Source organism: Pseudocitrobacter cyperus (assembly GCF_039889165.1).
In the GTDB taxonomy this organism is placed as follows: domain Bacteria; phylum Pseudomonadota; class Gammaproteobacteria; order Enterobacterales; family Enterobacteriaceae; genus Pseudocitrobacter; species Pseudocitrobacter cyperus.
The window spans coordinates 158,238-170,507 of sequence record NZ_JAYMYY010000002.1; the positions used below are offsets into that span (position 1 = coordinate 158,238).

General features: G+C 55.8%; 11 protein-coding genes and 1 riboswitch. Of the genes, 8 read left to right on the top strand and 3 right to left on the bottom strand.

The genetic code is table 11. The features are described 5' to 3' along the window. Positions 1–63: 63 nt before the first annotated feature. Positions 64–216 (bottom strand): glucose uptake inhibitor SgrT, encoded by a 153-nt coding sequence (gene sgrT / locus VSR74_RS09530; RefSeq protein ID WP_347794504.1) that lies wholly within the window; start codon positions 214–216, stop codon positions 64–66. A gap of 87 nt (positions 217–303) precedes the next feature. Here sgrT and sgrR point away from each other — a divergent pair, with 87 nt between their 5' ends. The 4 genes from sgrR to thiQ all read left to right on the top strand — a co-directional run bounded on the left by sgrR (position 304) and on the right by thiQ (position 5,387). Then, positions 304–1,959: an HTH-type transcriptional regulator SgrR gene (gene sgrR, locus VSR74_RS09535; protein ID WP_347794505.1), complete on the top strand. Its 1,656-nt coding sequence runs from the start codon at positions 304–306 to the stop codon at positions 1,957–1,959. Between the two features lie 36 nt (positions 1,960–1,995). After that, positions 1,996–2,087, top strand: a riboswitch (TPP riboswitch). Positions 2,088–2,117: 30 nt separating this feature from the next. After that, positions 2,118–3,101, top strand: coding sequence for a thiamine ABC transporter substrate binding subunit (gene thiB / locus VSR74_RS09540; protein WP_347794506.1), 984 nt, complete (start codon positions 2,118–2,120; stop codon positions 3,099–3,101). After that, entirely contained in the window at positions 3,077–4,684 is a 1,608-nt protein-coding gene (thiP, locus tag VSR74_RS09545) for a thiamine/thiamine pyrophosphate ABC transporter permease ThiP (RefSeq protein ID WP_347794507.1), read from the top strand. Before thiB ends, thiP begins: the two co-directional genes overlap by 25 nt. Next, positions 4,671–5,387, top strand: a complete 717-nt coding sequence (gene thiQ / locus VSR74_RS09550) for a thiamine ABC transporter ATP-binding protein ThiQ (protein ID WP_347794508.1) — start codon at positions 4,671–4,673, stop codon at positions 5,385–5,387. The genes thiP and thiQ overlap by 14 nt, the downstream gene beginning before the upstream one ends. A 35-nt stretch (positions 5,388–5,422) precedes the next feature. Here the strand turns inward: thiQ and VSR74_RS09555 are convergent, their stop codons facing one another. Together VSR74_RS09555 and araC are read right to left on the bottom strand one after the other, a co-directional pair. Beyond that, the gene (locus VSR74_RS09555) at positions 5,423–6,190 is read right to left on the bottom strand and encodes a DedA family protein (RefSeq protein ID WP_347794509.1); all 768 of its coding nucleotides are present in this window, start codon (positions 6,188–6,190) and stop codon (positions 5,423–5,425) included. A gap of 129 nt (positions 6,191–6,319) precedes the next feature. Next, positions 6,320–7,165 (bottom strand): arabinose operon transcriptional regulator AraC, encoded by an 846-nt coding sequence (gene araC / locus VSR74_RS09560; protein ID WP_347794510.1) that lies wholly within the window; start codon positions 7,163–7,165, stop codon positions 6,320–6,322. A 338-nt stretch (positions 7,166–7,503) separates the two neighbouring features. Between araC and araB the strand changes: the two genes are divergently transcribed. The 4 genes from araB (at position 7,504) to VSR74_RS09580 (ending at position 12,156) form a co-directional block, all read left to right on the top strand. Continuing rightward, positions 7,504–9,198 carry a ribulokinase gene (gene araB, locus VSR74_RS09565; RefSeq protein ID WP_347794511.1) on the top strand — a complete coding sequence of 565 codons (1,695 nt, stop codon included), beginning with the start codon at positions 7,504–7,506 and terminating at the stop codon, positions 9,196–9,198. Positions 9,199–9,208: 10 nt separating this feature from the next. Next, on the top strand, positions 9,209–10,711 hold the full coding sequence (araA, locus tag VSR74_RS09570; RefSeq protein ID WP_347794512.1) for an L-arabinose isomerase: 1,503 nt from the start codon (positions 9,209–9,211) through the stop codon (positions 10,709–10,711). A 114-nt stretch (positions 10,712–10,825) separates the two neighbouring features. Beyond that, the gene (araD, locus tag VSR74_RS09575; protein ID WP_347794513.1) at positions 10,826–11,521 is read left to right on the top strand and encodes an L-ribulose-5-phosphate 4-epimerase; all 696 of its coding nucleotides are present in this window, start codon (positions 10,826–10,828) and stop codon (positions 11,519–11,521) included. A gap of 104 nt (positions 11,522–11,625) precedes the next feature. Continuing rightward, positions 11,626–12,156: a hypothetical protein gene (locus VSR74_RS09580; protein WP_347794514.1), complete on the top strand. Its 531-nt coding sequence runs from the start codon at positions 11,626–11,628 to the stop codon at positions 12,154–12,156. Positions 12,157–12,270 lie beyond the last annotated feature (114 nt).

A 12,270-nucleotide genomic window follows, 5' to 3' on the forward strand; every position in this document is an offset into this window, starting at 1 on the left:
AAATAAAAAAAGCCAGCAGATGATACCTGCTGGCAAATACTCAGTCACACATGATTTGGCGATTTAGTGTTCAGAGGTCGAGCGCGTAACCTCCCACTGCATCAGATCTTCAAGCATTTTGAGCCGCATCCCTGCCATCTGGCGGGCCAGCCAGCAAACATGGCGTGTCGCGTGAAAATAGCACTGATAGAACTGACGTGTGGTTGACCTCTTCATATTCACCTCCCCGCTTCATCGAAACTGATTATTGGCTTAATATAGGGATTAATAAATTGCTGAGTTTTTGTCAGGAGTTCCCCTTTTATGCCTTCTGGTCGACTGCAACAACAATTCATCCGGCTGTGGCAATGCTGCGATGGCAAGGCGCAGGAAACGACGCTGAACGAACTGGCGGAGCTACTGAGCTGTTCACGCCGCCACATGCGCACCCTGTTAAACACCATGGAAGAGCGCGGCTGGCTGACCTGGGAAGCCGAGGCCGGGCGCGGTAAACGGTCACGTTTAACCTTTCTCTATACCGGGCTGGCATTACAGCAGCAGCGGGCAGAAGACCTGCTGGAACAGGATCGCATCGACCAACTGGTGCAACTGGTTGGTGATAAATCGACGGTGCGGCAAATGCTGGTCTCGCATCTGGGGCGCAGCTTCCGCCAGGGGCGGCATATCCTGCGCGTCCTCTACTATCGCCCGATGCAAAATCTGTTGCCTGGCACGGCGTTACGCCGTTCAGAAACCCATATCGCCCGGCAGATTTTCAGCGCCCTGACGCGCATAAATGAGGAAAATGGGGAACTGGAAGCCGACATTGCGCACCACTGGAAGGAGATTTCCCCTTTGCACTGGCGCTTTTATTTGCGCCCAGGTATTCATTTTCATAATGGCCGCGAGCTGGAGATGGAAGACATTATCCGCTCGCTGGAGCGTATTAACGCTCTGCCGCTCTACTCCCATATCACGCAAATTGTCTCTCCCACCGCCTGGACGCTGGATATCCATCTCTCCCACGCCGACCGCTGGCTGCCGTGGTTGCTGGGCCATACACCGGCGATGATTTTACCGCGCGAATGGCCTTCACTCCCCCATTTCGCCCATCAGCCGATTGGTACCGGCCCTTATGCGGTAGTGCGCAATAATCAGAACCAGCTCAAAATACATGCCTTCGAAGAATACTTCGGGTTTCGCGCATTAATAGACGAAGTGAATGTTTGGGTACTCCCTGATGTAGCGGAAGATCTTAGCTGCGGGCTCACATTGCAGGGCACCACGCAAAGCGAGCAGGCCGTCGAAAGCCGTCTTGAAGAGGGCTGCTACTATCTGTTGTTCGACGCGCGTTCACCACGCGGCGCTAATCAGAATGTGCGCCGCTGGCTGAGTCACATACTTTCCCCGGCGAATGTGCTCTATCACGCCTCTGAACAGTATCAGCAGTACTGGTTCCCGGCCTACGGCATGCTGCCGCGCTGGCACCACGCACATAGAAAAATCAGCGAAAAACCCGCCGGGCTGGAACGCATTACGCTCGGTTTCTATCGCGACCACGTCGAACATCGGGTTATTGCCAGAATTATGGAAAAACTTCTGGCAGAACATAGCGTTAAACTGGAAATTCATGAAATCGATTATGACGAATGGCACAGCGGCGAGGTGGTCAGCGATGTGTGGCTTAACAGCGCTAATTTCACCATGCCGCTGGATTTCTCCCTGTTTGCCCACCTCTGTGAAGTGCCGCTTCTTCAGCGCTGCATCGCGCGCGACTGGCAGGGCGACATTCGTCAGTGGCATGCGGGTGAACTGGATCTCCCGACCTGGTGCCAGCAGCTACTGGAGCAGCAGGCGATTGTGCCGCTCATCCACCACTGGCTGCGCATCCAGGGGCAACGCAGTATGCGCGGGGTGCGAATGAACACGCTGGGCTGGTTCGACTTTAAATCCGCGTGGTTCGCTCCGCCGGATCCATAGCGCTTTTGATTTATTCACGTAATCATTACAATAGCGAGCTACTCAACGGGGTGCAGAAGTTTGCTGAGAGATACCCGTCGAACCTGATCCGGATAACGCCGGCGGAGGGATTTGAGGCCAACTCAAAATCCTTTGCCACCTGCTTACTGAGGTGCAAAGTGTTAAAAAAATGTCTGCCACTGCTGGCGCTTCTCGCCATGCCAGTTTTCGCCAAACCGGTGCTCACGGTTTACACCTATGACTCCTTCGCTGCCGACTGGGGCCCGGGCCCGGTGGTAAAAAAGGCCTTTGAAGCCGACTGTGACTGCGAGCTGAAATTCGTGGCTCTGGAAGATGGCGTTTCCCTGCTTAATCGCCTGCGCATGGAAGGGAAAAAAAGCAAAGCTGACGTAGTGCTGGGGCTCGATAACAATCTATTGCAAGCCGCCAGCCAGACAAAATTGTTCGCTAAAAGCGGCGTGCCGGTAAGCGCCGTTAACGTTCCCGGCGGCTGGAGCGATGACACCTTCGTGCCCTTCGATTATGGCTATTTCGCCTTTGTTTATGACAAAAACAAACTGAAAAACCCGCCGAAAAGCCTGAAAGAACTGGTTGAGAGCGATCAGAAATGGCGCGTGATTTATCAGGATCCGCGCACCAGCACACCGGGGCTTGGCCTGCTGCTGTGGATGCAAAAAGTCTACGGCGATGATGCTCCGCAAGCCTGGCAAAAACTGGCGGCAAAAACCGTCACCGTCACTAAAGGCTGGAGTGAAGCCTACGGCCTGTTCCTGAAAGGCGAGAGCGACCTGGTGCTGAGCTATACCACCTCCCCGGCGTATCATATTATCGAAGAGAAAAAAGACAACTACGCCGCCGCGCCGTTTGCCGAAGGGCACTATTTACAGGTAGAAGTGGCAGCGCGCACTGCCGCCAGCAAACAGCCGGAACTGGCAGAAAAATTCCTGAAATTTATGGTATCTCCGGCGTTCCAGCAGGCCATTCCGACCGGCAACTGGATGTATCCGGTGGCCGGAGTAACGCTGCCTGCGGGTTTTGATGCGCTCGCCAAACCGCAAACCGCGCTGGAATTTACTCCGCAGGAAGTGGCCGCAGAACGACAGAACTGGATTGCAGCATGGCAACGCGCCGTCAGCCGTTAATTCCCGGCTGGTTCTGGCCAGGCCTCACAGCGGCGGTGCTTATCGTCGCTGTGGCGCTGGCTGCGTTTCTGTCACTCTGGTTAAGCGCCCCGGAGGCAAGCTGGCATACGCTGCTGGCCGATAGCTATCTCTGGCATGTGGTGCGTTTCTCTTTCTGGCAGGCATTTCTCTCTGCGCTGCTGTCGGTTGTGCCTGCCATTTTCCTCGCCCGCGCACTCTATCGCCGCCGCTTTGCTGGCCGCGAACTGTTGCTGCGCCTGTGCGCAATGACGTTAATTCTCCCTGTTCTGGTCGCGGTATTCGGCATTCTGAGCGTTTACGGTCGCCAGGGTTGGCTGGCGCAGATTTTTGCCGCCCTGGGGCTGGAATGGCGCTTCTCGCCCTACGGCTTACAGGGCATTTTGCTGGCGCACGTCTTTTTCAATATGCCGATGGCGACGCGTCTGCTATTGCAGGCGCTGGAACAGATCCCCGGCGAACAACGTCAGCTTGCCGCCCAGCTCGGCATACGTGGGTTTAACTTCTTTCGCTTCGTGGAATGGCCGTGGTTACGTCGGCAAATCCTGCCCATCAGCGCGCTTATCTTTATGCTCTGCTTCGCCAGCTTCGCCACCGTGCTTTCACTGGGCGGCGGGCCGAAAGCCACAACCATAGAACTCGCCATTTACCAGGCGCTCAATTTTGATTATGACCCGGCGCGGGCGGCGATGCTGGCGCTGATCCAGATGGCCTGCTGCCTGACGCTGGTGCTGATTAGCCAGCGTCTGAGCAAGGCGATTGCCGTCGGTAATACGCAGATGCAGGGCTGGCGCGACCCGGACGATCGCCTGCACAGCCGCCTGAGCGATGGCCTGCTGATTACCTTTACCCTGTTGCTGATGCTACCGCCGCTGCTGGCGGTGATCGTCGATGGCGTCAATCCGGCAATGTTGAATACGCTCTATCAGCCCGTGCTCTGGCAGGCACTCTGGACTTCACTGCGCATCGCCGTTGTCGCAGGCTTACTGAGCGTGGTGCTGACGATGATGCTATTGTGGAGCAGTCGTGAGTTGCGCGCGCGTAACGCGCTGTTCGCCGGGCAGGCGCTGGAACTGAGCGGAATGTTAATCCTCGCGATGCCGGGTATCGTCCTCGCGACCGGTTTTTTCCTGCTGCTGAACAATACCATCGGCCTGCCCGATTCCGCCGATGGGATCGTGATATTTGCCAACGCGCTGATGGCGATCCCCTACGCGCTGAAGGTGCTGGAAACGCCAATGCGCGATATTACCGTGCGCTACACGCCGCTGTGTGAATCACTTGGTCTGGAAGGTTTCAATCGCCTGAAGGCCGTTGAACTGCGCGCCCTTAAACGCCCGCTGGCACAAGCGCTGGCTTTCGCCTGCGTATTATCGATTGGCGATTTCGGCGTGGTGGCGCTGTTCGGCAACGACGATTTCCGCACGCTGCCGTTCTATCTCTATCAGCAAATTGGCTCTTATCGCAGCCAGGATGGCGCGGTTACTGCCCTGCTTCTGCTGTTACTCTGTTTTCTGCTCTTCACCGTGATTGAAAAACTACCGGGACGCCATGCTAAAACTTAATGATGTCACCTGGCTCTACCAGCATTTACCGATGCGCTTCAGCCTGTCTGCCGCGCAGGGTGAGATGATCGCCATCCTGGGGCCGAGCGGTGCCGGGAAGAGCACGTTGCTTAATCTGGTGGCTGGTTTTCTGACGCCCGCCAGCGGCGAGATTATGATCAACGGCGAGACGCACACGCATACGCCGCCCGCGCGCCGTCCGGTATCAATGCTGTTTCAGGAGAATAATCTGTTCAGCCACCTTAACGTTCAGCAGAACATTGGGCTTGGTATGTCGCCATCGCTGAAGCTGAACGCAGTGCAAAAGCAGAAACGACAGGCTATCGCCCAACAGATGGGGCTTGAATCGCTGATGACGCGCTTGCCCGGTGAACTCTCCGGCGGGCAACGCCAGCGTACAGCGCTGGCGCGTTGTCTGGTACGCCAACAGCCGATTTTGCTGCTGGATGAGCCCTTCTCTGCCCTCGACCCGGCGTTACGTCAGGAGATGCTACTGCTGGTAAAAGAGGTGTGCGAACGCGAGCAAATAACGTTATTAATGGTTTCCCACAGCGTGGAGGACGCATCGCAGATTGCGCCGCGCTCGCTGGTGGTCGCCGACGGGCGTATCGCATGGGATGGTGAGACAGCACAGTTATTGAGCGGGCGCGCCAGCGCATCGCATTTATTAGGCATCGACGCGCCAGATAGCCACAAACCATAGGCCGGACAGGCGCCAGCGCTATCCGGCAGAACAGGCTACAGCCCAACCACCTTGCGCAAAATATCAATGTAAACAGGCATCAACGGATGGCGGATCGCCGCCACCAGCGCCACGACGCCGATACCCAATATCAACGGCGCAACCCACAACAGACGCTGACGAGGCAGATACGCCGTCAGGCGATCTTTCGCCGCTTTTCCGCTGCGCCACAAACGCCAGCAGAGCCACGCCGCCAGCCAGAGCAATAGCGCCGCAGCCAGAAGTAACCACTTGAAACCACCGCTTTGCATATCGGCAGGAATATCAATTGCCGCACCCGCCAGGATCCCCGGCAGGAAGTAGACCGGCGGCCAGAGCAGGCAACCGATAATATTTGGCACAATAAACTTCGACACCGGCAGATCGAGCATTCCGGCGACCATCGGTACGACCGGGCGCGTCGGCCCGACGAAACGTCCGACCAGGATCGTGAACATGCTGTGCTGATGCAGCGCATGCTCGGTTTTATCCAGCAATGCCTTGTTTTTCTTCATAAATGACCAGCGATGCAGCGGCTTCTTAAAGCGCCAGCCAAGCCAGAAGGAGATCCAGTCGCCCAACAGACAGCCCACAATACCCACCAGCCACGCCTGCCAGAAATTTACCTCGCCGCTGCCAATCAGCGCCCCCAGGCCTGCCATCATCACCGTCCCCGGAAGAATCAGACCGACCAGCGCCAATGATTCCAGAAAAGCCACCAACGCCACCGCAATGAGCGAGTAAGTGGTCGACTGGGTAATAAAGTGTTGCAGCAGTTCTTGCATAGTGTGTCCGGTTTGAAAACGAATCGGGGATTCTCAGGAACGAGCCCTCATTCGTCAAGCCATCAATTGTCTGAATAGTTTACTGGCAAAGACAATTCTCCACACACACCCTTTCCTTTTCTTTACTTTTTATTCACATCCGGCGCGAAATTCACTCGGGCTGGCCCCGGTGCATTTCTTGAATACACGCGAAAAATAGAGCTGATCTTCAAACCCCACGTTGCGCCCCACGGTAGCAATCGGCATTCGCGTGGTGCTAAGCAGCAATTTGGCCTGACTGATGCGTTGATCCTCCCTCCAGCTTAGGACGCTGACGCCAAGCTGCTGGCGAAACAGGTGCGACAGGCGTGATGGCGACAGGCAGACATGCTGGGCGACGCTGGCAATATCGAAATGGCTGTCGGCCAGATGGTCGCTGATGTACTGGCAGGCGTCACGCACCCGGTTATCCATCGGCGGATGCAGAGATTCATTAATCGCTTCCATGCGTCGCAGCAGCAACTGTTCCAGCAGGTTGATCGCCAGCAGTTCGGAATAGCGCCCGACACCCTGCCCGGCATCAATAATTTGACCAAACAGCGCGGAAATCGACGCCTGATGCGCTTCATCCGGGCGGAAAAAACCAGTTTGCGCATGAATGGTCGGCCAGTGCAGCCATTCATGCCAGTAGGCGCGGGGGCGGAAATAAACCCACTGGTGATACCACTCGCTGGCGTCCGGATGACGACCATAGTGATGAATTTCGCCCGGTGGAAAGAGCAACATATCCCCTTCGCGACAGACAAACTGCTGCCCCTGATTCTCTATCACCCCTTCCCCTTTAACCGTCAGATTAAGGATAAATCCTTTCATGCCCAGCGGCCTGTCGATAAAGAAATCCAGGTAGCCCCCGGCATCAATCGGCGTCAGTCCGGCAACCAGATGCGCGTTAAAGGAGTAACCCGGCAGCAGGGGATCGTTTTGCAATTCAGGCATTTTTAGTCTGCTCTCCGCATGTTGTGAAGAAACCAATTATCCATATTACCGTTTTCCCCCTTCCCGGCGACCATGGCAAACCATCACCGTGCATTAAAAACATTTAACCCCGCGACATGCCGTGATTTTGATAACAATCCCGCTGGCAACGAGGTTTCTGGCGTGTAACAGGAGTGTCTATAAAGACGGCAGAAAAGTCCACATTGAATATTTGCACAGCGTCACACTTTCGGATGTGACAGCAAAATTATCCATAAGATTAGCGGTTCCGGCCTGACGATTTTTACGGGCGCTCGCTAGTGTTTACTCATCCTGTTTTTTTACGATGGAGTGACACGATGGCAATCGCAATTGGCCTCGATTTTGGCAGCGACTCAGTCCGCGCCCTGGCAGTGGAGTGCACAAGCGGCGAAGAGGTAGCCACCAGCGTTGAATGGTATCCGCGCTGGCAGGAGGGTCGTTTCTGCGACGCCCCGAACAACCGCTTCCGCCACCACCCGCGCGACTATATGGAGTCGATGGAAGCCGCGCTGAAGAGTGTGCTGGCACAACTTTCCGATACACAACGCGCCGATGTCGTCGGTATTGGCGTCGACAGCACCGGTTCAACCCCCGCGCCGATTGACGCTGACGGCAACGTGCTGGCGCTGCGTGAAGAATTTGCCGAAAACCCCAACGCTATGTTCGTGCTGTGGAAAGACCACACCGCCGTGGAAGAAGCCGAAGCCATCACCCGCCTGTGCCATCAACCGGGCAAAGAAGACTACTCGCGCTACATTGGCGGTATCTACTCCAGCGAATGGTTCTGGGCCAAAATTTTACACGTCACCCGCGAAGACAGCGCGGTCGCACAGGCTGCCGCGTCGTGGATTGAGCTGTGCGACTGGGTTCCGGCGCTGCTTTCCGGCACTACGCGTCCGCAGGATATCCGCCGCGGCCGTTGCAGCGCCGGGCATAAATCACTGTGGCATGAGAGCTGGGGCGGCCTGCCGCCAGCCTCTTTCTTTGATGAGCTGGATCCTATCCTCAATCAGCATCTTCCCTGCCCGCTCTTTACCGATACCCTGACCGCTGACCTCCCTGTGGGTACGCTGACCACGGAGTGGGCGCAGCGTCTGGGGCTCTCTGAGAAAGTGGTGATCTCCGGCGGCGCATTTGACTGCCATATGGGCGCGGTCGGTGCAGGCGCACAGCCTAATGCGCTGGTCAAAGTCATCGGTACCTCGACCTGCGACATCCTGATCGCCGATAAACAGAGCGTTGGCGATCGCACGGTGAAAGGCATCTGCGGCCAGGTTGACGGCAGCGTCGTACCGGGCTTTATCGGTATGGAAGCAGGCCAGTCAGCGTTTGGCGATATCTACGCCTGGTTTGGCCGCGTTCTGGGCTGGCCGCTGCAGCAGCTTGCCGCACAGCATCCTGAACTGAAAACGCAAATTAAAGAGAGCCAGAAAAACCTGCTGCCTGCGCTGACCGAAGCCTGGGCCAACAATCCGTCTCTCGATCATCTTCCGGTGGTACTCGACTGGTTTAACGGCCGCCGCACGCCGAACGCCAACCAGCGACTGAAAGGCGTGATCACCGATTTGAATCTTGCCACCGACGCCCCGGCGCTGTTTGGCGGGCTGATTGCCGCCACCGCCTTTGGCGCGCGCGCAATCCAGGAGTGCTTCACCAGCCAGGGCATTCCGGTGAATAACGTAATGGCGCTGGGCGGCATCGCCCGCAAAAACCGCGTCATCATGCAAGCCTGCTGCGACGTGCTCAACCGCCCGTTGCAGATTGTCGCCTCTGACCAGTGCTGCGCGCTCGGCGCGGCCATCTTTGCCGCCGTCGCCGCAGGCGTTTACCGCGATATCCCTGCTGCACAGCAGAAAATGGCTAGCCGCGTTGAAAGCACGCTTCAGCCACGTCCGCAGCAGGCGCAGCGTTTTGAACAGCTCTATCAGCGCTACCAGCAATGGGCCAAAAGCGCCGAACAACACTATCTCCCTGTCGTTGCGCCAGCCCCTCGCGCAGCGCTGACTCATTAAGGATACGACGATGACCATTTTTAATAACTATGAAGTGTGGTTTGTCATTGGCAGCCAGCACCTTTACGGCCCTGAAGCGCTGCGTCAGGTAACGCAACACGCAGAACAGGTGGTCAATGCCCTGAATGCGGAAGCGAAACTGCCGTGCAAGCTGGTGCTGAAACCGCTGGGTACGCGCCCGGACGAAATTACGGCTATCTGTCGCGATGCCAACTACGATGACAAATGCGCCGGCATGGTGGTGTGGCTGCACACCTTCTCCCCGGCCAAAATGTGGATCAACGGACTGACCATCCTTAACAAACCGCTATTACAGTTCCATACCCAGTTCAATGCCTCCCTGCCGTGGGACAGCATCGATATGGACTTTATGAACCTGAACCAGACCGCGCACGGCGGCCGCGAGTTCGGCTTTATCGGCGCACGTATGCGTCAGCAGCACAGCGTCGTCACCGGACACTGGCAGGACAAACAGGCGCATGAGCGTATCGGCTCCTGGATGCGTCAGGCGGTCTCTAAGCAGGATACCCGTCATCTGAAAGTGTGCCGTTTTGGCGACAACATGCGTGAAGTTGCGGTCACCGACGGCGATAAAGTGGCGGCGCAGATCAAGTTCGGTTTCTCCGTCAACACCTGGGCGGTGGGCGACCTGGTACAGGTGGTCAACGCGGTGAGCGACGGCGATATCAATGCGCTGGTCGACGAATACGAAAGCAGCTACCGCCTGACGCCCGCCGCGCAAATCAATGGCGACAAACGCCAAAATGTTCTGGATGCGGCACGTATCGAACTGGGGATGAAGCGCTTCCTCGAAGAGGGCGGCTTCCACGCCTTCACCACCACATTTGAAGATCTCCATGGCCTGAAACAGCTTCCGGGCCTGGCAGTGCAACGTCTGATGCAGCAGGGCTATGGCTTTGCGGGCGAAGGCGACTGGAAAACCGCCGCCCTGCTTCGCATCATGAAGGTGATGTCAACCGGTCTGCAGGGCGGCACCTCCTTTATGGAGGATTACACCTACCACTTCGATAACGGCAACGATCTGGTGCTCGGCTCGCACATGCTGGAAGTGTGCCCATCGATCGCCGTGGAAGAGAAACCGATCCTCGATGTGCAGCCGCTGGGCATCGGCGGCAAGGCCGATCCGGCACGCTTGATCTTCAATACCCAAACCGGCCCGGCGATTGTCGCAAGCCTGGTGGATCTCGGCGATCGCTTTCGCCTGCTGGTCAACACCATCGAAACCGTGGCGACGCCGCACGACCTGCCGAAGCTGCCGGTCGCCAACGCCCTGTGGAAAGCGCAGCCGGATCTGCAAACCGCGTCTGAGGCGTGGATCATCGGCGGCGGCGCGCACCACACCGTCTTCAGCCATGCCCTGACGCTGGACGATATGCGTCAGTTCGCTGAGCTGCACGGTATTGAGATCACGGTTATCGATAACGACACCCGCCTGCCAGCGTTTAAAGACGCGCTGCGCTGGAACGAAGTTTATTACGGGTTGCGTCGTTAACACCCTCACCCCTCACCCTAACCCTCTCCCCAAAGGGGAGAGGGGATCTCTTTTCACCCTCTCCCCTTTGGGGAGAGGGCCGGGGTGAGGGGCGATTACAGCTCTGGAGCCAACATGTTAGAAGATCTCAAACGCCAGGTGCTCGAAGCCAACCTGGCGCTGCCGAAGCATAATCTGGTGACGCTCACCTGGGGTAACGTCAGCGCCGTCGACCGGGAGAAAGGTGTTTTTGTGATTAAACCCTCCGGCGTCGATTACAGCGTGATGACCGCCGACGATATGGTCGTCGTCAGCATCGCGACTGGCGAAGTCGTGGAAGGCAACAAAAAACCCTCTTCCGATACCCCAACCCACCGCCTGCTCTACCAGGCATTTCCCACCATTGGCGGCATTGTGCACACGCACTCCCGTCACGCCACTATCTGGGCGCAGGCCGGGCAGCCGATTCCGGCGACGGGTACTACCCACGCCGACTACTTTTACGGCACCATCCCCTGCACGCGCAAAATGACCGATGCGGAAATCAACGGCGAGTATGAGTGGGAAACGGGTAACGTCATCGTCGAAACCTTCGAAAAACTGGGTATTGATGCGGCGCAAATGCCGGGCGTGCTGGTGCACTCCCACGGCCCGTTCGCGTGGGGGAAAAACGCGGAAGACGCGGTACACAACGCTATCGTGCTGGAAGAAGTGGCCTACATGGGTATCTTCTGCCGCCAGCTTGCACCGCAGTTGCCGGATATGCAGCAAACCCTGCTGGATAAGCACTATCTGCGCAAGCACGGCGCGAAGGCGTATTACGGGCAGTGAATATCAGCGTCAGCGCCTGATCGCAGGCGCTGGCTTTAATTCTTCTACTCTTTTAACAAAAAGAGAACTATAGTCATTCCGTAGCATTCAATGGAATGGATAACATGGAAGAGACAATATATAAGTTAAATAAATCAATTCACCCTAAAAGAGTCAAAATTGATTTTAACTCACCGTTCAGTGTGGCAATGAGTACAATGGTATTATGTGGTGCAATAGGTATATTTCTGAATGGCAGTCTGTGGTCGTTATTAATATGCTGTTTGTTTGTTTTTGTATTAACCTTTATTTACAGCATGATACTCCAGTTTTTCCTTTATCCATTTATCGTCGCGTCGAAGATTCGTGCCTTATTAAACGTGCCAGAAGCGATAGCTCTCTCCCAAAATCATATTCGTGTCGATAATCATTACTGGTCATTGAATGATATCCAAATGCTACAACTGACGCCGGACATTTACCCCAGGAATAAAAAATGTTACTTAACCATCACCGGGCATGATAATAAAAAGCAACGCTTCTTTTTAGGCTGCGGCTTTGCCTCCGAAGAGATGCTCTTCGAGAACTACTCAACATTTTGCGCACATGTTAAGTTCTTGTTTAGAAATAACACCTCTGTATTTAAAGAAAAATAATTATCTCCACATAAGTCATTATTTTTGAATTTACCTTGCGCAACGCTTTAAATTTAATATCAATCACGCTATTTTACCCATCAACAAAAACCGAAATTCATTTACATTGTGAAT